Here is a 22,631-nt window from a genome sequence, read left to right as displayed (position 1 = left end):
TCTCAGTTCCCCTTCTCTTCAAGGATACGGTATTCGGCGCTGCGGGCATGCGCGCTCAGGGATTCACCACGGGCCAGCACCGAGGCAGTCTTGCCCAGCTCGGAAGCGCCCTGCGGCGAGCAGAAAATGATCGACGAGCGCTTCTGGAAGTCATACACCCCCAGCGGCGACGAGAAACGCGCAGTACCGGAAGTCGGCAGCACGTGGTTCGGGCCTGCGCAGTAGTCGCCCAGGGCTTCGCTGGTGTGGCGCCCCATGAAGATCGCACCGGCGTGACGGATCGACGGCAGCCAGGCTTGTGGGTCGGCCACGGACAACTCCAGGTGCTCCGGCGCGATGCGGTTGGCCACCTCGATGGCTTGCTCCATGTCGCGCACCAGGATCAACGCACCACGGCCATTGATCGATTTTTCGATGATTTCGGCGCGCTCCATGGTCGGCAGCAGCTTATTGATACTGGCAGCGACTTTATCGAGGAACTCAGCGTCCGGGCTGACCAGGATCGCCTGGGCGTCTTCGTCGTGCTCGGCCTGGGAGAACAGGTCCATGGCGATCCAGTCCGGGTCGGTCTGGCCGTCGCACACCACGAGGATTTCCGAAGGGCCGGCGATCATGTCGATACCGACCTGGCCGAATACATGGCGCTTGGCAGTGGCGACGTAGATGTTGCCGGGGCCGACCACTTTGTCGACCTTCGGTACGCTTTCAGTGCCATAGGCCAGCGCGGCAACGGCTTGGGCACCACCGATGGTGAACACGCGGTCGACTCCGGCAATACAGGCAGCGGCCAGCACCAGCTCGTTGATTTCACCACGCGGCGTCGGCACCACCATGACCACCTCGGTCACGCCCGCCACTTTGGCCGGAATCGCGTTCATCAGCACGGACGAAGGGTACGAAGCCTTGCCGCCCGGCACGTACAAACCGGCGCGGTCCAGCGGCGTGACCTTCTGCCCCAGCACAGTGCCGTCGGCCTCGGTGTAGCTCCAGGAGTCCTGCTTCTGTTTTTCGTGGTAGCTGCGCACACGCGCGGCCGCCACTTCCAGGGCTTCGCGTTGCGGCGCGGTGATGCGCGTCAGGGCCAGTTCCAGGCGTTCACGGGGCAGGATCAGGTCAGCCATGGACTTGACGTCCAGCCCATCGAACTGACGGGTGAAGTCCACCAGCGCCGCGTCACCGCGCTCACGCACGGCCTTGATGATGTCGAGCACCCGCTGGTTGACCGAATCGTCGGACACGCTTTCCCAGCTCAGCAGATGATCCAGATGATGGGCGAAATCCGGGTCGGCAGCGTTGAGTCGGGCAATTGCAGTGGACGTGGTCATAGCGAGGGCCTCATAGGATTGGCAAAAATGCTCAGGCGCCGAAAGTTAGCAGTCGATCCGCTTGGGCACCTGAGAATTCTGGCTATGAGGCGGATAGACGGGCGCAGCCTTTCAGCTACGCGGGTAAGTCAACCGCGGTGTCGCGACTCCACTGCCTTGCGCAGGGTGTCGATCAACGCCTGGATACGGGCGTGCTGCATCTTCATCGATGCCTTGTTGACGATCAGGCGGGAGCTGATGTCTGCAATGAATTCTTGCGGCTCAAGACCGTTGGCGCGCAGGGTGTTGCCGGTGTCGACCACGTCGATGATCTTGTCAGCCAGGCCGATCAGCGGCGCCAGCTCCATCGAGCCGTAGAGCTTGATGATGTCGACCTGGCGGCCTTGCTCGGCGTAGTAACGCTTGGCGACGTTGACGAACTTGGTCGCAACGCGCAGACGGCCTTTAGGCTCGACATCACCGACACGGCCGGCGGTCATCAACTTGCACAGGGCGATACGCAGGTCCAACGGCTCGTACAGGCCCTGGCCACCGTATTCCATCAGCACGTCTTTACCGGCGACGCCGAGGTCGGCCGCGCCATGTTCAACGTAGGTAGGCACGTCGGTAGCCCGCACGATCAACAGGCGCACGTCGTCCTGGGTCGTGGGGATGATCAGCTTGCGGCTCTTGTCCGGATTCTCGGTCGGCACGATGCCCGCTTCAGCCAGAAGCGGCAACGTGTCGTCAAGGATGCGGCCCTTGGACAGTGCGATGGTCAACATGGGAAACGTCAGTCCTTCATCAGGCTATTGCGGTCCGGTCGCAAACGGCGCCGGACACAGATCGAGGCCATTACAGCCTCGATTTGAAACAAGTTCAGCATGCTGCTTATTCAACGGCAGGCACCTTCTTGTGGTGAGCGGGCTTGCCCCGCGCTGGGTTGCGTAGCGACCCCAAAAAAGGGACTGCTGCGCAGTCCAGCGCGGGGCAAGCCCGCTCACTACAAACGGCAACTAGCCTGGTACGCGGCGGATTTTCGCGCCGAGCATCTGCAGTTTTTCTTCGATGCACTCGTAACCACGGTCTATGTGGTAGATGCGGTCGATCAGGGTGTCGCCTTCGGCGATCAGCGCCGAGATCACCAGGCTGGCCGAAGCCCGCAGGTCGGTGGCCATGACTGGCGCGCCCTTGAGTTTCTCAGTGCCGGTGACGATGGCGGTGTTGCCTTCAACCTGGATCTTCGCGCCCATGCGGTGCAGTTCGTACACGTGCATGAAGCGGTTTTCGAAGATGGTCTCGATCACGGCACCGGTGCCTTCGGCAATCGCGTTCAGGGAGATGAACTGCGCTTGCATGTCGGTCGGGAACGCCGGGTACGGAGCGGTACGCACGTTGACGGCCTTGGGACGCTTGCCGTGCATGTTCAACTCGATCCAGTCTTCACCGGTGGTGATTTCTGCACCGGCTTCGCGCAGTTTTTCCAGGACCGCTTCCAGGATGGTCGGATCGGTGTCCTTGACCTTGACGCGGCCACCGGTGACGGCGGCGGCAACCAGGTAGGTACCGGTCTCGATGCGGTCAGGCATGACCTTGTAGGTGGCGGTGTGCAGACGCTCTACGCCATCGATGGTGATGGTGTCGGTGCCGGCACCGGAAACCTTAGCGCCCATGGCGTTCAGGAAGTTGGCCAGGTCGACCACTTCCGGCTCGCGCGCGGCGTTTTGCAGGACGCTGCGGCCTTTGGCCAGGGCAGCGGCCATCATGATGTTCTCGGTACCGGTCACACTGACGGTATCAAAGAAGAAGTTGGCACCACGCAGGCCGCCTTCCGGCGCCTTGGCCTTGATGTAGCCGCCTTCAACGTCGATAACGGCGCCCATGGCTTCGAGGCCACGGATGTGCAGGTCAACCGGACGCGAGCCGATGGCGCAACCGCCAGGCAGGGCAACTTCGGCTTCGCCGAAACGGGCAACCATCGGGCCGAGCACCAGGATCGACGCACGCATGGTTTTCACCAGTTCGTACGGGGCGATCAGGGTCTTGATGGTGCGCGGGTCGATTTCGACGGCCAGTTTCTCGTCGATCACCGGCTCGATGCCCATGCGACCGAACAGCTCGATCATGGTGGTGATGTCGTGCAGGTGCGGCAGGTTGGCTACGGTAACCGGGCCATCGCACAGCAGGGTCGCTGCCAGGATCGGCAAGGCGGAGTTTTTTGCACCGGAGATGCGAATCTCGCCATCAAGGCGGGCACCGCCGGTAATAATCAATTTATCCATAAGAATCTCGACGCCTTGGGGGCTCAGGTGCGCTCGGCCCAGGCCGCGCGGCTGAAAAATTTCATAGTGACCGCATGGATGCTGCCATCGGTGATCCACGGGTTCAAATGGGCATAGATCTGCTGCTGACGCTTGACCGGGCTGAGTGCCGCCAGTTCATCGCTAATCACGTTCAGCTGGAAGTTGCAGCCTTCGCCTTCAACTTCAACGGTCGTTTCCGGCAGCTTTCCTTCAAGAAAGCTCTTAACTTCTAGGGCCTGCATGCTCAACCTCTATCGGCGCCCAGTGCGCGCGGGTCGCACATCATACAAAAAAGCCCCGCGCCTGCGAACCCCGCATAGCAGGACTCTGACGGGGGGCTTCTTTAATAATGTGTATTAAGGATGCGCCAGCAGCTCGGTCAGGCCGGAAACTTCGGCGATTTCGCGCATGTCTTCGGGCAATGCCCGAATGCTGACCGTTTTTTTTGCCGCTTCGGCGTCACGCATGAAGCACAGCAGCAGCGACAAGCCGACGCTGCTGGACTTGGTCACGGCCGAACAATCCAGCACCAGCGCGGGCGCAGTGCTAGTTTTGATCAGCGCCTGACCCTGCTTGCGCAGCTCAGGCCCGGTGCGGTAATCCAGCACGCCGCTGAGGAACAACTCACCGGCGTCGCCAAGACGAACAGCCGACTCGGTCATTGCGCAGACTTCCCGGCTTCTTTATCGGATGTTTCCTTGGCTTTTGCGACTTCACCGGCCCAACCGTTGATGGTTTTGTCCAGGTCGTTGCCATTACGCTGCATCGCATCAGCGAACTGGTCACGGAACAGCTTGCCGATGTTGATGCCGTTGATGATCACGTTGCGCAGCTTCCACTCACCGTTGACCTTCTCCAGCGTGTACTGCACAGGGTAGACGGCACCGTTGTTACCCTTGACGCTCATGTTGACGCTGGTGCGATCACCCGACTCATCACCGGCAGGCGCAACGGTAATGCCCTGGTTGTTGTACTCGAGCAGCGCGTTACCGTAGAACTGGAACAGGCCTTTCTTGAAGTTTTCCTGGAAGGTCTGCATCTGCGCAGGGGTCGCCTTGCGCGAATACTTGACCGTCATGATGCTGCGGGAAATGCCTTCAGCATCGACCACCGGGCCGACAATGGTGTTGAGCGCGTTGTAAAACTTACTCGGATCTTGCTTGTACTGCTCTTTATTGGCAGTCAGGTCAGCCAGCATTTTGCTGGTCGTGTCCTGCACCAGATCGTGCGCAGAACCTGCCGCGTTAGCCATCAGCGGCAGCGCTGCCAACAGCACCAGCAGGCCACGTCGCAAGGTAGAGATCATGAACAGATTCCTCATTTGGCGTCTTTATTGACCGTATTAAGCAGGAATTTACCGATCAGGTCCTCAAGTACCAGCGACGACTGTGTGTCGTGGATTGTCGAGCCATCCTTGAGCAGGGCTGTTTCCCCACCCACGCTGACACCGATGTATTTCTCGCCCAGCAGACCCGCAGTGAGGATAGATGCAGTTGAGTCAGTCGGCAGATTATCTACCTTCTTGTCCAGCTGCATCGTCACTCGGCCGGTGAAGCTGTCGCGATCCAGATCGATTGCCGTGACCTTGCCGATGGTCACACCGGCCATGGTCACTTTAGCTCTGACAGTCAAACCGGCGATATTGTCGAAGTACGCGTAAAGTTTATAAGTGTCGGCGGTGGGGCTGGCCGACAGGCCGCTGACGCGCAGGGCCAACAAGAGTAAAGCCAGGATGCCAGCCAGCAAGAAAAGGCCGACACCGATTTCCACAGTGCGGTTTTGCATCAGAAATCTCCAAACATCAAGGCGGTCAAAATGAAGTCAAGGCCCAGTACCGCCAGCGAGGCGTACACAACGGTCTTGGTGGTGGCGCGACTGATCCCTTCTGAAGTGGGCTCACAGTCGTAGCCTTGGAATACGGCGATCCAGGTCACCACAAAGGCGAAGACGATGCTCTTTATGATGCCGTTGAGCACGTCACCGCTGAAGGTCACGCTGTTTTGCATGTTGGCCCAGTAGGAGCCGTCGTAGACGCCCAGCCAGTCCACCGCCACCCACGAACCGCCCCAGATCCCGACCACGCTGAAGATCATCGCCAGCAGTGGCAGGGAAATGAAGCCGGCCCACAGGCGCGGGGCAACAATGTACTTGAGCGGGTCCACGCCGATCATTTCCAGACTGGACAGCTGCTCGGTGGACTTCATGTTGCCGATTTCGGCGGTCAACGCGGAACCCGCGCGCCCGGCGAACAGCAAGGCGGTCACCACCGGCCCCAGTTCACGCAACAGCGTCAGGGCGACCATCTGCCCCACTGCCTGCTCCGAACCGTAGCTGGACAGAATATTGAAGCCCTGCAACGCCAGCACCATGCCGATGAACACCCCGGAGACCACGATGATCACCAGGGACATCACGCCCACCGAATGCAGCTGCTTGACCAGCAGGCCGAACCCGCCGCCAATACCGCCGCGGCCGAGCAAGGCGTGGAACAGGAAAATCGTCGAACGACCCAGCACTTCGACGATGTCGATGCCCGAGCGACCGAAAAGGCGAACCTTCTCGATAAGAGATGTCTTGCGCATCAGCGCTTCCCCAGAAGATCTGAGCGGTAATCCGCTGCCGGAAAGTGAAAAGGCACCGGGCCATCAGGATCGCCGGTCATGAATTGGCGAATGCGCGGGTTGTCGGCGTTCATCAGCTCTTCGGGCGTGCCCTGCCCCAGCACCTGACCATCGCCCACTACATAGAGGTAATCGGCAATGCTCGCGGTTTCTGCAAGATCGTGGGAGACCACGATGCTGGTAATGCCCAGTGCATCGTTGAGCAGGCGGATCAGACGCACCAGCACGCCCATGGCGATGGGGTCCTGGCCGACAAAGGGCTCGTCGTACATGAGAATCTGCGGGTCGAGGGCAATGGCACGCGCCAGCGCCACACGGCGCTTCATGCCACCAGACAATTCATCGGGCATCAGGTCGATGGCGCCGCGAAGGCCTACGGCCTGCAGTTTCAGCAACACAATGTCACGAATCATCTCGTCGGACAGCTGGGTATGCACCCGCAGCGGAAAGGCCACGTTCTCGAAAACATCAAGATCGGTGAACAGCGCACCGCTCTGGAACAGCACACCCATGTGCTTGCGTGCATCGAACAGATCGCTGCGCGACAGCGTCGGCAGGTTCTGGCCGTTGACCCACACCTCTCCCGCACTGGGGCGCAATTGCATACCCATCAGGCGCAGCAGCGTGGTCTTGCCGCAACCGGAAGGCCCCATGATGCCCGTGACCTTGCCGCGCGGAATGCGGATATCGACGTTATTGAAGATGCTGCGCGTCCCGCGCTTGAAGGTCAGTCCCTTCAGCTCGACCGCGTAGGCGTTATCGGCACTCATCTAAACTCCTTGGGATGCAGCCTCTCACTCAGACACCACGCTTGCGACAAACGTTTGCAACCGTTGCGCAATAGTTGGCCACGTGGGCTGGGCGGACCGAACTGGCGGCGAACTATATCACTGCTGGTACAAGGCGCCCAAGGCCGGAACAGTGCTTGTTCAGATTGGGGACAGGGAAAAATCGTTGCTGGGGTTGAATCTCAGGAACATTGCGAACAAACCCTGACGAACTTGCGTGAGGGAATTGATCATTACCGCTATAATCGCCGACTTTTCGTCAGGCTATACGATTTCAGACATGAGCCAATCCAGCGACCTTATTCAATCCGCACAACGCACCATCCGCCTCGAGCTTGAAGCCGTAGAAGGCTTGCTGGCCCATATTGACGCGGATTTCGTACGCGCCTGCGAGATGATTCTGGCCAGCAAGGGCCGCGTTGTGGTGGTCGGCATGGGCAAGTCGGGCCACGTCGGCAACAAGATCGCCGCCACCCTGGCCAGTACCGGAACCACCGCGTTTTTCGTGCACCCGGCCGAAGCCAGCCACGGCGACATGGGCATGATCACCAAGGATGACATCATCCTTGCGCTGTCCAACTCCGGCACTACCAACGAAATCGTTACCCTGCTGCCGCTGATCAAACGCCTGGGCATCCAGATGATCAGCATCACCGGCAACCCGGAGTCGACGCTGGCCAAGGCCGCCGAAGTGAACCTGAACGTCCACGTGGACCACGAGGCCTGCCCGCTGAACCTGGCACCGACCTCCTCCACCACGGCCGCGCTGGTCATGGGCGATGCCTTGTCCGTAGCGCTGCTGGAAGCCCGCGGGTTTACCGCTGAGGACTTCGCGTTTTCCCATCCGGGTGGCGCCCTGGGTCGCCGCCTGCTGCTGAAAGTGGAAAACGTCATGCACTCCGGCGAGGAGTTGCCCCATGTCCAGCGCGGCACCTTGCTGAAGGATGCGCTGATGGAAATGACCCGCAAGGGCCTGGGCATGACGGTGATCCTGGAGGCCGATGGCCGCTTGGCCGGGGTCTTCACCGACGGCGACCTGCGCCGCACCCTGGACCGCACGATTGATATCCACACCGCCACCATCGACGCGGTAATGACACCCCACGGCAAGACCGCACGCCCAGAGATGCTGGCAGCCGAAGCCTTGAAGATCATGGAAGACCACAAGATCGGCGCGCTGGTGGTGGTTGATGGCGACGACCGCCCGATTGGCGCCCTGAACATGCACGACTTGCTGCGTGCAGGAGTGATGTAGATGACCAGCGACCTGTTGCAACGCGGCAAAAATATCAAACTCGCGATTTTCGACGTTGACGGCGTGCTGACCGACGGCCGCCTGTACTTCCTCGAAGACGGCAGCGAATTCAAGACATTCAACACGCTGGACGGCCAGGGCATCAAAATGCTGATGGCGGCGGGTGTGCAAACGGCAATTATCAGCGGCCGAAAAACGCCCGTTGTGGAACGTCGCGCACAAAACCTGGGGATTCCTCACCTGTATCAGGGCCGCGAGGATAAACTGGTGGTTCTGGACGAGCTTCTTGGCCAACTCAACCTAAGCTATGAGCAGGTCGCCTACTTGGGTGATGACTTGCCAGACCTGCCGGTGATTCGCCGAGTAGGCCTGGGCATGGCCGTCGCCAATGCGGCGGCGTTTGTTCGCGAACACGCCCACGGCATCACCAGCGCCCGCGGTGGCGAAGGTGCCGCCCGCGAGTTCTGCGAGCTGATCCTGCGTGCCCAGGGCAGCCTTGAAGCGGCACACGCCGCCTACTTATAGAGCGTTTTATGCTGAGCAAAAAGATTCGCAACTTCCTGTTATTCGGGGTCATCGCCGCGCTGTTCCTCGCGGTGGGCTACTGGAATATCAGCCCGGAGCGCTTTCTCGACCAGCCTGCTGCGCAGGTTGACGAAGGCGCTATCGACTATTACGCCATCAATGCCAAAAGTGTGCAGTTCCTGCCTGACGGCAAGGTGCAGTACGAAATGACCTCGGACAAGGTCGAGCATGTGAAGGCCACCGAGGTCACCCTGCTGACCAACCCGGACATGAACATTTACCGCGGTACCGAGTTCCCATGGCACGTCACCAGCAAGCGTGGCGAGGTCAACCCGGACGGTACCGAGGTGGAACTGATCGACTCGGTGCGCATTGCGCGCACTGACGATAAAAGCCGTGAGACGGTGATTACCAGCAGTCGCATGACCGTATTCCCGCAGAAGCAATATGCGCAGACCGAGCAAGACGTTAGAATCGACGGCGCTGGCGGTGTATCGACTGGCAAGGGAATGAAAGCGTATTTGAAAGAAAGCAGGATACACCTGCTATCGAACGTAAGAGGACAGTATGAGGCTCGTTAAAACTCTCCCTATTTTGCTCGGCCTGGGCGCAGCACTGGGAAGCGTGAGCGCCTGGGCTCTGCCGAACGATAGCCAGCAGCCGATCCACATCTCGGCCGATGATGCACAGCTCGATGACAAGCAAGGCGTCGCAACCTACACCGGTGGCGTGATCATCACTCAGGGCTCGATGAAAATCACCGGCAATACCGTGACGCTAACGCGCACCAAAACCGGCGACATCGATGTCGTGACCTCGGTGGGCAACCTGGCTTACTTCGAACAGAAGCAGTCCGCGACAGACACCGGCCCGATGAAGGGCTACGGCAAGACCATCCAGTACCACGCCCAGCAGAACCGCATCGTACTGATTGACCAGGCCAAGGTGCTCAGCCCCGATGGCAACTCCACGGAAGGTGAGAAGATCACCTATGACACCGTGAAACAGATCGCTAATGCCGGTCGTGCCAATGGCAACAAGGTCACCGCGCCTCGTCCACGCATCGACATGGTTATCCAGCCGAAGAAGAAGGCCGAGTAATGGCAACCCTGAAAGCCCAGCATCTGGCCAAGGCCTATAAAAGCCGTCAGGTCGTGCGCGACGTCAGCCTGTCGATCGACAGCGGCCAGATCGTCGGCTTGCTCGGCCCCAACGGCGCCGGCAAGACCACTTGCTTCTACATGATCGTCGGTCTGGTCCAGGCGGATCAGGGCCGTGTCCTGATCGATGACCTGGACGTGAGTCACCAGCCAATGCACGGCCGCGCACGGGCCGGTATCGGCTATCTCCCGCAGGAAGCGTCGATCTTCCGCAAACTGTCGGTGTCGGACAACATCATGGCGATCCTCGAGACCCGCAAGGAACTCGACCGTGACGGCCGTCGCAAGGAGCTGGAAAGCCTGTTGCAGGAGTTCCATATCAACCATATCCGCGACAACCTCGGCATGAGCCTGTCCGGTGGTGAGCGTCGTCGCGTGGAAATCGCCCGCGCACTGGCCACTGCCCCCAAGTTCATCCTGCTGGACGAGCCGTTTGCCGGCGTCGACCCGATTTCGGTCGGCGACATCAAGCAGATCATCCATCACCTCAAGGCCAAGGGCATTGGCGTGCTCATCACCGACCACAACGTCCGTGAGACGCTCGATATCTGCGAAACCGCCTATATCGTCAATGACGGCCAACTGATTGCCGAAGGTGATTCCGCTACCATCCTGGCCAATGAACTGGTCAAGGAAGTGTACCTGGGTCACGAGTTCCGCCTGTAAACACCGTGGTGTCACGGCGTTCGCCAAGGTGCGCGGGAGTCAATGAAAACCTCCGGATTTTTATTGTTACCGCGCTCTAGGCAAAGCACCCGACATCAGGCATATAATTTGCTTATGTTTGGCGCTCACGCGCCCTGTCGTGGATGGCGCATTGCGCCGGCGAATAAGGTGTTAAGCCCCTGCCATGAAACCATCGCTAGTCCTGAGAATGGGCCAGCAGCTGACGATGACACCGCAGCTGCAACAGGCCATCCGCCTGCTCCAATTGTCGACCCTGGACCTGCAACAGGAAATCCAGGAGGCCCTGGAGTCCAATCCGATGCTCGAACGCCAGGAAGAAGGCGACGACTTCGATAATGCAGACCCGCTGGCCGATAACATCGAGCAAAAACCCAATTCCGACGTGCAGGAACCCTCCTACCAGGAAACCGCCCCCACGGTGGACAACCTTGAGGAAGGCGAATGGAACGAACGCATTCCCAACGAGCTTCCGGTCGACACCGCCTGGGAAGATGTCTACCAGACCAGCGCCAGCAGCCTGCCCAGCAATGACGATGACGAGTGGGACTTCACCACCCGCACCTCCGCCGGCGAGAGCCTGCAGAGCCATCTGCTGTGGCAACTGAACCTGGCACCGATGTCGGATACCGATCGCCTGATCGCCGTAACCCTGATCGACTGCATCAACAATCAGGGTTATCTAGACGAGACGCTTGAAGAAATTCTTGAAGCCTTCGACCCCGAACTGGATATCGAACTGGACGAGATCGAAGCCGTCCTGCACCGCATCCAGCAGTTCGAGCCATCCGGTATCGGCGCGCGCACCCTCAGCGAATGCCTGCTGCTGCAACTGCGCCAGTTGCCGGCCAAGACCCCATGGCTCGCCGAGGCCCAGCGCCTGGTCACCGACTACATCGACCTGCTGGGCAGCCGCGACTACAGCCAGTTGATGCGCCGCATGAAGCTCAAGGAAGACGACCTGCGCCAGGTCATCGAGCTGGTACAGAGCCTTAACCCGCGCCCCGGCTCGCAAATCGAGTCCAGCGAAGCCGAATACGTCGTCCCCGACGTGATCGTGCGCAAGGACAACGAGCGGTGGCTGGTGGAGCTGAACCAGGAGTCGGTGCCACGCCTGCGGGTCAACCCGCAATACGCCGGTTTCGTCCGCCGCGCCGACACCAGCGCCGATAACACCTTCATGCGCAACCAGTTGCAGGAAGCCCGCTGGTTCATCAAGAGCCTGCAAAGCCGCAACGAAACCCTGATGAAAGTCGCCACCCAGATCGTCGAGCACCAGCGCGGCTTCCTGGAATACGGCGACGAGGCGATGAAGCCGCTGGTACTGCATGACATCGCCGAAGCGGTGGGCATGCATGAGTCGACCATTTCACGCGTGACCACGCAGAAATTCATGCATACCCCACGGGGTATTTATGAACTGAAATACTTTTTCTCCAGCCACGTCAGCACCTCCGAAGGCGGCGAATGCTCGTCAACGGCGATCCGCGCGATCATCAAAAAACTGGTTGCGGCGGAAAATCAGAAAAAGCCATTGAGTGACAGTAAGATCGCTGGTTTACTGGAGGCACAAGGCATTCAGGTCGCCCGTCGAACCGTCGCCAAGTACCGCGAGTCCCTTGGGATCGCGCCTTCCAGCGAGCGTAAGCGTTTGATGTGACGGGCGGGCCACAGCGTTCCAGTGGCAGGCGCCTTTGCCTGCCGCTTTATGCACTGGCAACGAAGGAGAAGCTGTATGCAAGTCAACATCAGTGGACACCAACTGGAAGTGACCAAGCCCCTGCGTGAGTACACCGAAAGCAAGTTGAACAAGCTTGCAGGGCATTTTGACAAGATCACCAACGTGCAGGTCATCATGGAGGTCGATAAGCTCAAGCAGAAAATCGAGGCCACCCTGCACGTACCGAATGCCAAGCTCGTCGCCAATGCGGAACATGAAGACATGTACGCGGCGATCGACTCGCTCTACGACAAGCTGGACCGCCAACTCATAAAGCATAAGGAAAAGAATCTGCACCTGATGCAAGGTACAGGTCGTTAACTCTCCCCCCATGATCCGACTTGAAACCATCCTGACCCCCGGCCGTTCCCTCGTGAACGTGCCGGGTGGCAGCAAGAAGAAAGCCCTCGAACAAATTGCCAACCTGATCGCACGCGAAGTGCCGGATCTGGAGATGCAAGATGTCTTCGATGCGCTGATTGCCCGTGAAAAACTCGGTTCCACCGGTTTTGGCAACGGCATCGCCATTCCTCACTGCCGCCTCAAAGGCTGCGAAACACCTGTCAGCGCCCTGCTGCACCTGGAAGCCCCCATCGATTTCGACGCCATCGACGGCGCCCCGGTTGATCTGCTGTTCGTTCTGCTGGTCCCGCAAGCCGCCACCGATGCGCACCTGGAACTGCTCCGGCAGATCGCCAGCATGCTCGACCGCAAGGAAGTACGCGACAAACTGCGCAGCGCCAGCAGCAATGAGGCGTTGTACCAGGTTGTCCTGGATGAACAGAACGGGCAGTAACCATGCGCTTGATCATCGTCAGCGGCCGCTCCGGCTCGGGTAAAAGCACCGCCCTCAACGTTCTTGAGGACAACGGTTTCTATTGCATCGACAACCTGCCCGCCGGCCTGCTGCCGGAGTTGGCTGAACGCGCCTTGATCCATACCGAACTGGCCCAACCGCTGGTCGCCGTTTCGATTGATGCCCGTAACCTGCCCAGCCATCTTGAGCGATTCCCGCAATTGCTCGAGGAAGTGCGGGGCAAGCACATTCATTGCGACGTGCTGTACCTGGACGCCGACGAAGAAACCCTGCTCAAACGCTTCTCCGAGACCCGCCGGCGTCACCCCCTAAGCAGCCCCCATCGCTCTCTGGCCGAAGCCATCGAAGACGAAACCAAGCTGCTGGGGCCGATCATTGACCTCGCCGACCTCAAGATAAACACCACCAGCCTCAACCTGTACCAGTTGCGCGATGCTATCAAGCTGCGCCTGCTGAACCAGCCAGAGCCGGGCACCGCGTTTCTAGTGGAGTCGTTTGGGTTCAAGCGCGGCATGCCGGTCGACGCCGACCTGGTGTTCGATGTGCGCTGCCTGCCTAACCCGTACTGGAAACCGGAACTGCGTGACCAGTCCGGGCTGGATCAGCCCGTGGCCGATTACCTGGCAGCGCAACCGGATGTGGAGGAGATGTTCCAGGATATCTCCTCCTACTTGCTCAAATGGCTGCCACGCTTTGCTGCAAGCAACCGTGCCTATGTCACCATTGCCATCGGCTGCACTGGCGGCCATCACCGCTCCGTCTACCTGACCGAGCGCCTGGGCCAGGTGCTGCAACAAACCCTCAAGAACGTCCAGGTCCGCCACCGCGACCTTAGCTGAAAGGAACACCCCCGCGATGCCCGCTCTGGAAATTGAAATCATCAACAAGCTGGGCTTGCACGCCCGCGCCTCGGCCAAGTTCGTGGGCGTAGCAGGGCAGTTCCCCTGCCAGATCCGCGCCGGGCGTACACCGGAATCCATGGTCGACGGCAAGAGCATCATGGCCATGATGATGTTGGCGGCCGGCAAAGGCACCAGGATTCACTTGAAGACGGAAGGCGAGCAGGAAGACGAAGCGATGGCAGCGCTGGTGGCGCTGATCAACAATTACTTCGACGAAGGTGAATAACCCCCTGTAGGAGCGAGCTTGCCTGCTCCTACAGTAGACGTAACCTACCCCAGAGCGGTGTCCATCACCATCATCAAGCAAAAACCGATGCACAGGCCCAGGCTGGCGAGTTTTTCGTGACCATTGCGTCGCGACTCGGGGATGACTTCGTGGGTCACCACCAACAGCATCGCGCCAGCAGCCAGGGCCAACCCCAAAGGCAACAGCACTTCGGCCAGGCTGACCAGCCAGGCGCAGAGCACAGCGAATACGGGCTCCACCAGGCCTGATGCAGCGCCGATCAGGAACGCCTTGACCCGCGACATCCCCGCCCCGGCCAACACCAACGCAATCACCAGGCCTTCGGGTACGTCCTGCAACGCAATGCCCATGGCCAAGCTGTCAGCATCGGGCATGCCGCCACCGGCGGAAACGCCTACCGCCATGCCTTCGGGAATGTTGTGGGCGATGATGGCAAACACAAACAGCCAGATGCGCGGCGGGATCACCGGCTTGTCTGGCGTGCCCATCAGCATTTCCGGGCTGGCACCGGAGACCTTGCGGTCAACCAGGTACAACCCGAATGCGCCCAGCATGATGCCAAAGCTGATCAAGCCGCTGGCACCCCACGGCGAGAGCCCCAGGCTTTCAGCCGCGGCGATGCCCGGGACGATCAGCGAAAACGCCGTTGCCGCCAGCATCACCCCAGCACCAAAGCCCAACAATGTGTCGCTCAGCGCCACCGGCATGCGCCGGATCACCAGTACCGGGACCGCGCCCAGCGCCGTACCCAGCGCGCAAATGGAGCCGCCTTGCAGGGCGCGCAGGATGCGCGGTTCCAGGTTCAGCCAGGCCAGCCCGTGGGCCACCAGCAATGCAGTACCTGCCAATAGCAGCAGCGAGCCAAACGCATAACGAAACATTCGTCCGCTGCTGATCGCCAGTGTTTCAGTGCCCATAGTCGGCCTTAGGTCTTGTTATGAAGGTGAATGTCAGGCCACCGCGGCCTGATAGAGGGCAGCAACTTCCGGCCAGTTAATGACGCTGTAGAAGGCGTTGATGTACTCCGGGCGACGGTTCTGGTACAGCAGGTAATAGGCGTGTTCCCAGACGTCCAGGCCGAGGATCGGGGTATTGCCGTTCATCAACGGACTGTCCTGATTCCCACTGCTTTCAACCACCAGGGTCTTTTGCGGGGTGACGCTCAACCAGGCCCAGCCGCTGCCGAAGCGCGTCAACGCAGCCTTGGTGAAAGCCTCCTTGAAGCTGTCGAAACCACCCAGCTGTTCGTCGATGGCTTTACCCAGCACGCCTTCGGGCTTGCCACCACCTTTGGGCGACATCACCGCCCAGAACAACGAATGGTTGGCGTGGCCGCCGCCTTGATTGATCACCGCTGCGCGCAGTTTTTCCGGCAGTTGCTGCACGCTGGACACCAGTTTCTCGACCGGCCAGCCCGCGAACTCGGTGCCTTCGACCGCTGCGTTGAGGTTATTGATATAGGTCTGGTGGTGCTTGGTGTAGTGAATCTCCATGGTTTGCGCATCGATATGCGGTTCCAGGGCGTCATACGCGTAAGGCAAGGCAGGCAGGGTGTAAGTCATATCAATGGGCTCCGTAGTGGGGCGTGGCGGGCTGCACTGTAGTACTGCCCAGCAAGCGATGAGTGCGAGGGTATTCGCCGTGATCGCTGATGAAATTCAACAGTTCGACGTAGGTTTTGCTGCTCTGGCGCAGCGCCGCCTCCCGCAATTGCGGGCTCAGGCGCGGGTCCTGCATGGTCTGCAAAAGACGCTGGTGGATAGCGCAAAGGTATTCCGCGCTTTCTTCCGGCTGGTTCAGCCGCAGGTGCAGGTCCGCCAGGTTGTGATGGGAAATGACGCAAGCCGCCACTGCTTCGTCGGCATCCGCCCAGCGTTCGAACAGCACTTGGGCCAGGGCCAGGGCTTGCAAGTAAGCCTCGCGAGCGTCAACCAATTCACCCGCCATAAAGCAGCGATTGGCCCGTTCGATCGTGCGTTTCCAGTGCTCCATGGTGAGCCTCCAAAGCAGAGTCGGTGATTACACGCCGCCGGCCGTGAGCTTTTCCGGATCCAGCAGGATTTCCAGTTGGCTGCGCGGCAAGTCGGTGTGCTCAAGGGCGACATCAATCACCGGACGGCCCTGTTGATAGGCCTTCTTGGCAATTTCAGCAGCCTTTTGGTAACCGATGATCGGGTTGAGCGCGGTGACCAGGATCGGGTTGCGCGACAGCGCTTCCTTGAGCTTGGCCTCATTGACCTTGAAGCTGGCAATGGCCTTGTCCGCCAGCAAACGACTGGAGTTGGCCATTAACTCGAGGCTGCTGATCAGGTTATTGGCGATGATCGGCAGCATCACGTTCAGTTCGAAGTTGCCCGACTGGCCGGCGACGGTGATGACCGTGTCGTTGCCGATAACTTGTGCGGCCACCATCGCGGTGGCTTCAGGGATCACCGGGTTGACCTTGCCGGGCATGATCGACGAACCAGGCTGAAGGCCTTCCAGCTCGATTTCCCCCAGGCCGGCGAGTGGGCCGGAGTTCATCCAGCGCAGGTCGTTGGCGATTTTCATCAGCGACACGGCGGTGGCTTTCAACTGCCCGGAGACAGCGACGGCCGTGTCCTGGGAGCCAATCAGCGCGAAGAGGTTCTTGCCCGGGGTGAATTTCACACCGGTCAGGCTGCTCAACTGCTGACTGAAACGCACCGCGAATTCCGGGTGTGCATTGATTCCGGTGCCGACCGCAGTACCGCCCTGGGCCAGGGCTTGCAAACTCGGCAGAAGGTCCTGCAAATGCCCGATATTGGCCTTGAGCTGCTGCGCCCAACCATTGAGCACCTGGCTCATGCGCACCGGCATGGCGTCCATCAGATGCGTGCGGCCGGTCTTGATGAACGGGTGGACTTCCTCGGCTTTCTGCTCGATCACCTGCACCAGATGCAACAGCGCGGGCAATGTTTGCTCATGCAGCACCAGCGCGGCGCTGACGTGGATAGTGGTCGGAATGATGTCGTTGCTGCTTTGGCCGCAATTCACGTGGTCATTGGGGTTGACCGGCTCACCCAGCAAGCGGCTGGCAAGGGTCGCAATCACTTCGTTGGCGTTCATGTTGGAGCTGGTACCGGAGCCAGTCTGGAAGATGTCCACCGGGAAGTGCTGCATGAAGTCGCCTTCCAGCAAGCCCTGGGCGGCATCGACAATCGCCTTGCCCTGGCTTTCGCTGATTTGCTTGAGGTCGACGTTGACCTTGGCCGCCGCAGCTTTGGCCAGGATCAGGGCACGAATGAATTGCGCCGGCATGCGTTGATTGCTGATCGGAAAGTTGTTCACCGCTCGCTGGGTTTGTGCGCCATACAAGGCCTCGGCAGGCACTTGCAGCTCGCCCATGCTGTCGCGTTCGATACGGGTGTTACTCATCGTTAGATCCTTGAACAAGGTCGGAGTGAGAAATAGACGGCAGCAATTCGCAGGTCGCCAATTGCCAGGCAAAGCTCTGCCAGCGCTTGAGGCGGCAGGCACAGTGGGAGAGTTTTTCCTGGCCGCGCAGCGGGCGCCAGGCCTGGTCCAGGCACAGGGAACGCCAATGCCAGGGCAGCGCGATATCGCTGGCGGTGTCGAGCAACAGGCGGAATGAGGTTTCAGCGATCGTCCACGGATGGGTCGCGGTACAACACGCCAGGTATCGCCCCTCGTTGAGGTAGTGTTCGATCAGGCGCGGCTCGTTGGGGTCGAGGCCGCAACGAATCTGGCGACTCATCCAGCGCCAGCTCTCCAGGTAAGGATCCTCATGCAGGACAGAACTCATGATCCACACTCATTCGGTAATGATATTTATTATTAAATGATATTGAGAATCAAAACAAGGGTAGCAGGACAATCCTCCTGAAACGCCACCACAAAAAAAGGCGCGCCATCTATAAAGATGGCGCGCCTTCTTGTTTAAGCGCGTCTGAAGGATCAGCTGCCGGCGACGGTCATCCGCTCGATCAACACCGAACCCGTGCGGATATTGCTACGCAACTCCAAGTCATTTCCGACGGCAACGATCTGCTTGAACATATCGCGCATGTTGCCGGCAATCGTCACCTCTTGAACGGCAAACTGAATCTCGCCGTTTTCCACCCAGAACCCCGCTGCGCCACGGGAGTAGTCGCCCGTCACCATATTCAGGCCATGGCCCATCAACTCGGTCACCAGCAAGCCACGCCCCATGCGCCGCAGCAGCGCCGCCTGGTCCTCATCACCATGGGTAACGAACAAGTTGTGCACGCCACCGGAGTTTGCGGTGCTTGGCAGGCCCAATTTACGACCGGCGTAAGTACCCAATACGTAGGACACCAACTCACCCTTCTCGACAAACGGCTTGGCATAGGTGGCCAGGCCATCACCGTCGAACGCTGAACTGCCCATGGCGCGCATCAGGTGCGGACGCTCGTCGATGGTCAGCCATTCGGGGAACAGCTTCTGGCCGATCGCGCCTTCAAGGAACGACGACTTGCGGTACAGGTTGCCGCCGGAAATCGCCCCCAGGAAACTGCCGAATAAGCCTCCGGCCAACTCCGCCGAAAACAACACCGGCACCTCGCAGGTCGGTACCGGGCGCGCGCCCAGGCGGCTCGCCGCCCGCTGCGCAGCGCGCTGGCCAATACTGACCGGGTCGGCCAGCAAATCGCCCTGGCGGTTCACGTCATACCAGTAATCGCGCTGCATCTGGCCATTCGCTTCGGCGATCATCACGCAGCTAAGGCTATGCCGCGTGGACGCGTAGCCACCGATGAAACCATGGCTGTTGCCATATACGCGGCAGCCCTGATGCGTGCTCAACGTGGTGCCATCCGCGTTCTTGATGCGGGCATCAGCTTCAAACGCGGCGGCTTCGCAGGTCAGCGCCTGCTCGATAGCCTGTTCCGGTGTGATGTCCCAGGCATGGAACAGATCAAAGTCTTTCAAGTCCTTGGCCATCAGCGCCTTGTCGGCCAGGCCCGAGCTTTCATCCTCGGACGTATGCTTGGCAATCGCCAGCGCAGCCGCGACCGTCTCGCGAATCGCTTCCGGACCACTGGCCGAGGTACTGGCCGAACCTTTGCGCTGCCCCACATACAGGGTGATACCAAAGCCCTGGTCGCGATTGAACTCAACAGTTTCCACTTCGCGCTGGCGCACCGACGTCGACAGCCCCTGCTCCAGCGACACCGCCACCTCACAGGCACTGGCCCCCTGGCGCTTGGCCTCGGCAAGGATCTGCTCGACTTGTTCCTGCAGTGCCGGTAACGCTTGCGGACCGACGCTTTGGGCTGCACTCATGGTTTTCTCCACTCAAATTCTGCTTTCGGTTAAGGCCATCGAGCGACCGGGCCGGACAAGCGGCCCCCGACTGGTTATCATGGCGGCGTTTCTTTGCGGACTGCCACCATGGTTGATTCTTACGACGACTCCCTCGATGGGGAGAAAAGCAAAACCCAGGTCAAACGCGAGCTGCATGCGCTGGTTGACCTCGGCGAGCGCCTTACAACGCTCAAAAAAGATTTGATTGCAAAACTGCCTTTGACCGACGAAATGCGTCGAGCCCTGGCCGATGCGCCCAAGCACACCGCGAATATCGCGCGCAAACGGCACATCTCGTTTATCGGCAAGCTGATGCGCGACCAGGACATCGACGCCATTCTGACTTTGCTCGATCAAACCGATGCCTCCACTCGCCAGTACAACGAACGTTTCCATAACCTGGAACGTTGGCGTGACCGCCTGATCTCGGGCGATGACGCGGTGCTGGAGAAATTCGTGCTGGACTACCCGGACGCGGACCGCCAGCAACTGCGCTCCCTGATCCGTCAGGCCCAGCACGAGCTGGCGCATAACAAGGCGCCGGCCACCAGCCGTAAAATCTTCAAGTACATCCGTGAGCTGGACGAGACTCAACGCGGCCTGCGTTGATGCCCTTCCCCGGGTGGCGGCCTTCGCCACCCGAAGCTCCACCGCTTACGACCCCGTGCCACCCACGGTGATCGCATCAATCTTCAGCGTTGGCTGGCCGACACCCACCGGCACCGACTGCCCATCTTTCCCGCATGTGCCCACGCCGCTGTCCAGCGACAGGTCGTTACCGACCATCGACACCTTGCTCATGGCTTCCGGACCGTTACCGATCAAGGTTGCGCCTTTGACCGGCGCAGTGATCTTGCCGTCTTCGATCAGGTACGCCTCGCTGGTGGAGAACACGAACTTGCCGCTGGTGATATCCACCTGGCCGCCACCGAGGTTGGCGCAGTAGATGCCGCGCTTCACCGAGGCGATGATTTCAGCCGGATCGCTTTCGCCACCCAGCATGTAGGTGTTGGTCATGCGTGGCATCGGCAGGTGCGCATAGGATTCACGACGGCCATTACCGGTACGCGCCACGCCCATCAGACGGGCGTTGAGCTTGTCTTGCATGTAGCCCTTGAGCACACCGTTTTCGATCAGGGTGGTGCACTCGGTCGGCGTGCCTTCGTCGTCGACGCTCAGCGAACCACGGCGCCCGGCCAGGGTGCCGTCATCGACGATGGTGCAGAGCTTGGACGCAACCATCTCCCCCATGCGCCCGCTGTAGGCCGAACTGCCCTTGCGGTTGAAGTCACCTTCCAGGCCGTGGCCGACCGCTTCGTGCAGCAGCACGCCGGACCAGCCCGAGCCCAGCACCACCGGCAATGTACCCGCCGGCGCCGGAATGGCTTCCAGGTTGACCAGTGCCTGGCGCAGCGCTTCACGCGCATAACCCATGGCACGGTCGTCGGTGAGGAAATAGCGGTAGTCGGTACGCCCGCCGCCACCATGGCCACCGCGCTCGCGACGGCCGTTCTGCTCGACGATCACACTCACGTTGAAACGCACCAGCGGCCGCACATCCGCCGCCAGGCCGCCGTCGGTGGACGCCACCAGGATGCGCTCCCACACGCCGGCCATGCTTACGGTGACCTGCTGGATACGCGGGTCCAATGCACGGGTCGCGGCATCGACACGCTTGAGCAAGTCGACTTTCTCGGCACGGGTCATCACTTCCAACGGGTTATCCGGCCCGTACAACTGGGTCACGTCCTGCATGCTGAACGCCTGCACCGTGCCGTTCTGCCCGGCGCGGGAAATCGAGCGTGCGGCACGTGCGGCCAGGCCCAAAGCCTCCAGGGTTATCGCGTTGCTGTAGGCAAAACCGGTTTTCTCACCGGATTGCGCCCGCACGCCCACACCCTGGTCGAGGTTGAAACTGCCTTCCTTGACGATGCCGTCTTCCAGTGCCCAGGACTCGGAAATCTGCCCCTGGAAATACAGGTCGGCCGCGTCGATGCCCGGCCCGGCGAGATCGCCCAGCACGGTTTGCAAACTTTCGATGGTCACGCCACCGGGCGCCAGGAGGTGATCACTGACTGAGGACAACAACTCGCTCATAGGTATGGCCTTAAATTCATCGTTCCGAAGCAGGCCGCTGTGCGCCCTGCGAGAAAAAGCGCCGATGGTTGACCACCGGCATGCGCGCCCGTATCGACGCCTGTTCACTGCTATCGCGTTCGGCCAGCAACACCGCTTCGCCTTGATCCTGTTGTGTCAGCACGCGCCCCCAGGGGTCGACAATTGCCCCGTGACCGTAGGTTTCCCGTGGCCCCGGATGCACACCCCCCTGGGCAGCCGCCAGCAGGTAGCACTGGGTCTCGATGGCCCGTGCGCGAATCAGCACGTCCCAGTGCGCGGCGCCGGTCACTGCCGTAAACGCCGACGGCGCTGTAATCAATTCAGCCCCCGCAGCACGCAATTCGCTGTACAGCTCGGGGAAGCGCAGGTCGTAGCACACCGTGAGGCCCAAACGGCCGACCGGCGTGTCCGCCACCACCACGTTACCTCCGAAAGCATAGTCGTCGGATTCGCGATAACGACCACGAGCATCGGCGACATCCACATCGAACAGGTGCAGCTTGTCGTAGCGGGCGACGATTTCGCCCTGATCATCGATCAGCAGCGAGCAGGCGTTGGACTTGGCGTGCGGTTGGCCCTTGGGCGGCAATGGCAAAGTACCAGCCACTATCCATAAGGTGAGGTCGCGAGCGGTCTGTTTCAACCACGGCAGGATCGGGCCTTCGCCCAGCGCTTCGGCACGGCCGATATCGGCAATGTCACGACGGCCCATGGCGGCGAAATTTTCCGGCAACACTGCCAGTTTCGCACCACCGGCCGCGGCTTCTTCCAGCAAGCGACGGGCCTGGGCCAGGTTGGCCAGCACGTCACTCTGGCTGACCATTTGAATTACCGCAAAGGACATGGGCCAACACTCCATAAAGGGCATGGCACCATGCTACTC

The 22,631-nt window shown here is 60.3% G+C and carries 28 protein-coding genes; 11 read left to right on the top strand and 17 right to left on the bottom strand.

Annotation, left to right across the window (positions count from 1 at the left end; genetic code table 11):
- Nucleotides 1-2: 2 nt before the first annotated feature.
- The 9 genes from hisD to M2497_RS05415 all read right to left on the bottom strand — a co-directional run bounded on the left by hisD (nt 3) and on the right by M2497_RS05415 (nt 6,998).
- Complete coding sequence (hisD, locus tag M2497_RS05455; RefSeq protein ID WP_025856319.1) at nt 3-1,325, bottom strand: histidinol dehydrogenase; 1,323 nt, start codon at nt 1,323-1,325, stop codon at nt 3-5.
- 128 nt (nt 1,326-1,453) lie between these two features.
- Entirely contained in the window at nt 1,454-2,089 is a 636-nt protein-coding gene (hisG, locus tag M2497_RS05450) for an ATP phosphoribosyltransferase (protein WP_010213102.1), read from the bottom strand.
- 231 nt (nt 2,090-2,320) lie between these two features.
- The gene (gene murA / locus M2497_RS05445) at nt 2,321-3,586 is read right to left on the bottom strand and encodes a UDP-N-acetylglucosamine 1-carboxyvinyltransferase (RefSeq protein ID WP_010213103.1); all 1,266 of its coding nucleotides are present in this window, start codon (nt 3,584-3,586) and stop codon (nt 2,321-2,323) included.
- Between the two features lie 23 nt (nt 3,587-3,609).
- A complete protein-coding gene (locus M2497_RS05440; RefSeq protein ID WP_003188597.1) occupies nt 3,610-3,849 on the bottom strand; it encodes a BolA family protein in 240 nt (79 codons plus the stop codon).
- Between the two features lie 114 nt (nt 3,850-3,963).
- Nucleotides 3,964-4,269, bottom strand: a complete 306-nt coding sequence (locus tag M2497_RS05435; RefSeq protein ID WP_248486202.1) for an STAS domain-containing protein — start codon at nt 4,267-4,269, stop codon at nt 3,964-3,966.
- Nucleotides 4,266-4,913 carry an ABC transporter substrate-binding protein gene (locus M2497_RS05430; RefSeq protein ID WP_058422987.1) on the bottom strand — a complete coding sequence of 216 codons (648 nt, stop codon included), beginning with the start codon at nt 4,911-4,913 and terminating at the stop codon, nt 4,266-4,268. The genes M2497_RS05435 and M2497_RS05430 overlap by 4 nt, the downstream gene beginning before the upstream one ends.
- Nucleotides 4,914-4,924: 11 nt before the next feature.
- Nucleotides 4,925-5,392, bottom strand: coding sequence for an outer membrane lipid asymmetry maintenance protein MlaD (gene mlaD, locus M2497_RS05425; protein WP_003171814.1), 468 nt, complete (start codon nt 5,390-5,392; stop codon nt 4,925-4,927).
- A complete protein-coding gene (gene mlaE / locus M2497_RS05420; RefSeq protein ID WP_028618862.1) occupies nt 5,392-6,189 on the bottom strand; it encodes a lipid asymmetry maintenance ABC transporter permease subunit MlaE in 798 nt (265 codons plus the stop codon). The genes mlaD and mlaE overlap by 1 nt, the downstream gene beginning before the upstream one ends.
- Nucleotides 6,189-6,998 carry an ATP-binding cassette domain-containing protein gene (locus M2497_RS05415; protein ID WP_003171811.1) on the bottom strand — a complete coding sequence of 270 codons (810 nt, stop codon included), beginning with the start codon at nt 6,996-6,998 and terminating at the stop codon, nt 6,189-6,191. Before M2497_RS05415 ends, mlaE begins: the two co-directional genes overlap by 1 nt.
- A 298-nt stretch (nt 6,999-7,296) precedes the next feature.
- On the opposite strand from M2497_RS05415, the gene M2497_RS05410 reads away from it, so the two are divergent.
- From M2497_RS05410 to M2497_RS05365, 10 genes are all read left to right on the top strand, one after another.
- A complete protein-coding gene (locus M2497_RS05410) occupies nt 7,297-8,271 on the top strand; it encodes a KpsF/GutQ family sugar-phosphate isomerase (protein ID WP_058422988.1) in 975 nt (324 codons plus the stop codon).
- Complete coding sequence (locus M2497_RS05405) at nt 8,272-8,796, top strand: HAD family hydrolase (RefSeq protein WP_058414321.1); 525 nt, start codon at nt 8,272-8,274, stop codon at nt 8,794-8,796.
- A gap of 8 nt (nt 8,797-8,804) precedes the next feature.
- Entirely contained in the window at nt 8,805-9,377 is a 573-nt protein-coding gene (gene lptC, locus M2497_RS05400; RefSeq protein WP_248486200.1) for an LPS export ABC transporter periplasmic protein LptC, read from the top strand.
- Nucleotides 9,364-9,897 (top strand): lipopolysaccharide transport periplasmic protein LptA, encoded by a 534-nt coding sequence (lptA, locus tag M2497_RS05395; RefSeq protein WP_032893554.1) that lies wholly within the window; start codon nt 9,364-9,366, stop codon nt 9,895-9,897. The genes lptC and lptA overlap by 14 nt, the downstream gene beginning before the upstream one ends.
- Nucleotides 9,897-10,622 carry an LPS export ABC transporter ATP-binding protein gene (gene lptB, locus M2497_RS05390; RefSeq protein ID WP_016974288.1) on the top strand — a complete coding sequence of 242 codons (726 nt, stop codon included), beginning with the start codon at nt 9,897-9,899 and terminating at the stop codon, nt 10,620-10,622. The genes lptA and lptB overlap by 1 nt, the downstream gene beginning before the upstream one ends.
- A 184-nt stretch (nt 10,623-10,806) precedes the next feature.
- A complete protein-coding gene (locus M2497_RS05385) occupies nt 10,807-12,300 on the top strand; it encodes an RNA polymerase factor sigma-54 (protein ID WP_248486198.1) in 1,494 nt (497 codons plus the stop codon).
- 75 nt (nt 12,301-12,375) lie between these two features.
- Nucleotides 12,376-12,681 carry a ribosome-associated translation inhibitor RaiA gene (gene raiA, locus M2497_RS05380; protein ID WP_003171804.1) on the top strand — a complete coding sequence of 102 codons (306 nt, stop codon included), beginning with the start codon at nt 12,376-12,378 and terminating at the stop codon, nt 12,679-12,681.
- A 10-nt stretch (nt 12,682-12,691) separates the two neighbouring features.
- Complete coding sequence (ptsN, locus tag M2497_RS05375) at nt 12,692-13,156, top strand: PTS IIA-like nitrogen regulatory protein PtsN (protein ID WP_061435337.1); 465 nt, start codon at nt 12,692-12,694, stop codon at nt 13,154-13,156.
- Between the two features lie 2 nt (nt 13,157-13,158).
- Nucleotides 13,159-14,016 (top strand): RNase adapter RapZ, encoded by an 858-nt coding sequence (gene rapZ / locus M2497_RS05370; RefSeq protein ID WP_248486196.1) that lies wholly within the window; start codon nt 13,159-13,161, stop codon nt 14,014-14,016.
- A 16-nt stretch (nt 14,017-14,032) separates the two neighbouring features.
- The gene (locus tag M2497_RS05365; protein ID WP_058422993.1) at nt 14,033-14,305 is read left to right on the top strand and encodes an HPr family phosphocarrier protein; all 273 of its coding nucleotides are present in this window, start codon (nt 14,033-14,035) and stop codon (nt 14,303-14,305) included.
- 44 nt (nt 14,306-14,349) lie between these two features.
- Here M2497_RS05365 and M2497_RS05360 read toward each other — a convergent pair whose 3' ends face one another.
- The 6 genes from M2497_RS05360 to pmbA all read right to left on the bottom strand — a co-directional run bounded on the left by M2497_RS05360 (nt 14,350) and on the right by pmbA (nt 19,609).
- On the bottom strand, nt 14,350-15,243 hold the full coding sequence (locus M2497_RS05360) for a ZIP family metal transporter (protein WP_248486194.1): 894 nt from the start codon (nt 15,241-15,243) through the stop codon (nt 14,350-14,352).
- A 33-nt stretch (nt 15,244-15,276) separates the two neighbouring features.
- Nucleotides 15,277-15,888 carry a superoxide dismutase gene (locus M2497_RS05355; protein ID WP_248486192.1) on the bottom strand — a complete coding sequence of 204 codons (612 nt, stop codon included), beginning with the start codon at nt 15,886-15,888 and terminating at the stop codon, nt 15,277-15,279.
- A 1-nt stretch (nt 15,889) separates the two neighbouring features.
- Nucleotides 15,890-16,318, bottom strand: a complete 429-nt coding sequence (locus M2497_RS05350; protein WP_248486190.1) for a hypothetical protein — start codon at nt 16,316-16,318, stop codon at nt 15,890-15,892.
- 27 nt (nt 16,319-16,345) lie between these two features.
- Complete coding sequence (locus M2497_RS05345; protein WP_248486187.1) at nt 16,346-17,722, bottom strand: class II fumarate hydratase; 1,377 nt, start codon at nt 17,720-17,722, stop codon at nt 16,346-16,348.
- Nucleotides 17,715-18,110, bottom strand: coding sequence for a FagA protein (locus M2497_RS05340; RefSeq protein ID WP_248486185.1), 396 nt, complete (start codon nt 18,108-18,110; stop codon nt 17,715-17,717). Before M2497_RS05340 ends, M2497_RS05345 begins: the two co-directional genes overlap by 8 nt.
- Before the next feature lie 152 nt (nt 18,111-18,262).
- On the bottom strand, nt 18,263-19,609 hold the full coding sequence (gene pmbA / locus M2497_RS05335; RefSeq protein WP_248486183.1) for a metalloprotease PmbA: 1,347 nt from the start codon (nt 19,607-19,609) through the stop codon (nt 18,263-18,265).
- A 108-nt stretch (nt 19,610-19,717) separates the two neighbouring features.
- Here pmbA and yjgA point away from each other — a divergent pair, with 108 nt between their 5' ends.
- Nucleotides 19,718-20,239, top strand: coding sequence for a ribosome biogenesis factor YjgA (gene yjgA / locus M2497_RS05330; protein WP_248486181.1), 522 nt, complete (start codon nt 19,718-19,720; stop codon nt 20,237-20,239).
- Between the two features lie 45 nt (nt 20,240-20,284).
- On the opposite strand, the gene tldD is transcribed toward yjgA, so the two are convergent.
- A complete protein-coding gene (gene tldD / locus M2497_RS05325; RefSeq protein ID WP_248486179.1) occupies nt 20,285-21,727 on the bottom strand; it encodes a metalloprotease TldD in 1,443 nt (480 codons plus the stop codon).
- Nucleotides 21,728-21,743: 16 nt separating this feature from the next.
- The gene (locus M2497_RS05320) at nt 21,744-22,592 is read right to left on the bottom strand and encodes a carbon-nitrogen hydrolase family protein (protein ID WP_248486177.1); all 849 of its coding nucleotides are present in this window, start codon (nt 22,590-22,592) and stop codon (nt 21,744-21,746) included.
- Nucleotides 22,593-22,631 lie beyond the last annotated feature (39 nt).

This window comes from Pseudomonas sp. CYM-20-01 (assembly GCF_023169845.1).
In the GTDB taxonomy this organism is placed as follows: Bacteria; Pseudomonadota; Gammaproteobacteria; order Pseudomonadales; family Pseudomonadaceae; genus Aquipseudomonas; species Aquipseudomonas azotoformans.
This window is presented reverse-complemented; position numbering and strand designations above follow the sequence as displayed.

Coding starts and splice junctions, on each gene's coding strand:
- hisD (WP_025856319.1), bottom strand. CDS start 1,325: ATGACCACGTCCACTGCAATTGCCCGACTCAACGCTGCCGACCCGGAT.
- hisG (WP_010213102.1), bottom strand. CDS start 2,089: ATGTTGACCATCGCACTGTCCAAGGGCCGCATCCTTGACGACACGTTG.
- murA (WP_010213103.1), bottom strand. CDS start 3,586: ATGGATAAATTGATTATTACCGGCGGTGCCCGCCTTGATGGCGAGATT.
- M2497_RS05440 (WP_003188597.1), bottom strand. CDS start 3,849: ATGCAGGCCCTAGAAGTTAAGAGCTTTCTTGAAGGAAAGCTGCCGGAA.
- M2497_RS05435 (WP_248486202.1), bottom strand. CDS start 4,269: ATGACCGAGTCGGCTGTTCGTCTTGGCGACGCCGGTGAGTTGTTCCTC.
- M2497_RS05430 (WP_058422987.1), bottom strand. CDS start 4,913: ATGATCTCTACCTTGCGACGTGGCCTGCTGGTGCTGTTGGCAGCGCTG.
- mlaD (WP_003171814.1), bottom strand. CDS start 5,392: ATGCAAAACCGCACTGTGGAAATCGGTGTCGGCCTTTTCTTGCTGGCT.
- mlaE (WP_028618862.1), bottom strand. CDS start 6,189: ATGCGCAAGACATCTCTTATCGAGAAGGTTCGCCTTTTCGGTCGCTCG.
- M2497_RS05415 (WP_003171811.1), bottom strand. CDS start 6,998: ATGAGTGCCGATAACGCCTACGCGGTCGAGCTGAAGGGACTGACCTTC.
- M2497_RS05410 (WP_058422988.1), top strand. CDS start 7,297: ATGAGCCAATCCAGCGACCTTATTCAATCCGCACAACGCACCATCCGC.
- M2497_RS05405 (WP_058414321.1), top strand. CDS start 8,272: ATGACCAGCGACCTGTTGCAACGCGGCAAAAATATCAAACTCGCGATT.
- lptC (WP_248486200.1), top strand. CDS start 8,805: ATGCTGAGCAAAAAGATTCGCAACTTCCTGTTATTCGGGGTCATCGCC.
- lptA (WP_032893554.1), top strand. CDS start 9,364: ATGAGGCTCGTTAAAACTCTCCCTATTTTGCTCGGCCTGGGCGCAGCA.
- lptB (WP_016974288.1), top strand. CDS start 9,897: ATGGCAACCCTGAAAGCCCAGCATCTGGCCAAGGCCTATAAAAGCCGT.
- M2497_RS05385 (WP_248486198.1), top strand. CDS start 10,807: ATGAAACCATCGCTAGTCCTGAGAATGGGCCAGCAGCTGACGATGACA.
- raiA (WP_003171804.1), top strand. CDS start 12,376: ATGCAAGTCAACATCAGTGGACACCAACTGGAAGTGACCAAGCCCCTG.
- ptsN (WP_061435337.1), top strand. CDS start 12,692: ATGATCCGACTTGAAACCATCCTGACCCCCGGCCGTTCCCTCGTGAAC.
- rapZ (WP_248486196.1), top strand. CDS start 13,159: ATGCGCTTGATCATCGTCAGCGGCCGCTCCGGCTCGGGTAAAAGCACC.
- M2497_RS05365 (WP_058422993.1), top strand. CDS start 14,033: ATGCCCGCTCTGGAAATTGAAATCATCAACAAGCTGGGCTTGCACGCC.
- M2497_RS05360 (WP_248486194.1), bottom strand. CDS start 15,243: ATGGGCACTGAAACACTGGCGATCAGCAGCGGACGAATGTTTCGTTAT.
- M2497_RS05355 (WP_248486192.1), bottom strand. CDS start 15,888: ATGACTTACACCCTGCCTGCCTTGCCTTACGCGTATGACGCCCTGGAA.
- M2497_RS05350 (WP_248486190.1), bottom strand. CDS start 16,318: ATGGAGCACTGGAAACGCACGATCGAACGGGCCAATCGCTGCTTTATG.
- M2497_RS05345 (WP_248486187.1), bottom strand. CDS start 17,722: ATGAGTAACACCCGTATCGAACGCGACAGCATGGGCGAGCTGCAAGTG.
- M2497_RS05340 (WP_248486185.1), bottom strand. CDS start 18,110: ATGAGTTCTGTCCTGCATGAGGATCCTTACCTGGAGAGCTGGCGCTGG.
- pmbA (WP_248486183.1), bottom strand. CDS start 19,609: ATGAGTGCAGCCCAAAGCGTCGGTCCGCAAGCGTTACCGGCACTGCAG.
- yjgA (WP_248486181.1), top strand. CDS start 19,718: ATGGTTGATTCTTACGACGACTCCCTCGATGGGGAGAAAAGCAAAACC.
- tldD (WP_248486179.1), bottom strand. CDS start 21,727: ATGAGCGAGTTGTTGTCCTCAGTCAGTGATCACCTCCTGGCGCCCGGT.
- M2497_RS05320 (WP_248486177.1), bottom strand. CDS start 22,592: ATGTCCTTTGCGGTAATTCAAATGGTCAGCCAGAGTGACGTGCTGGCC.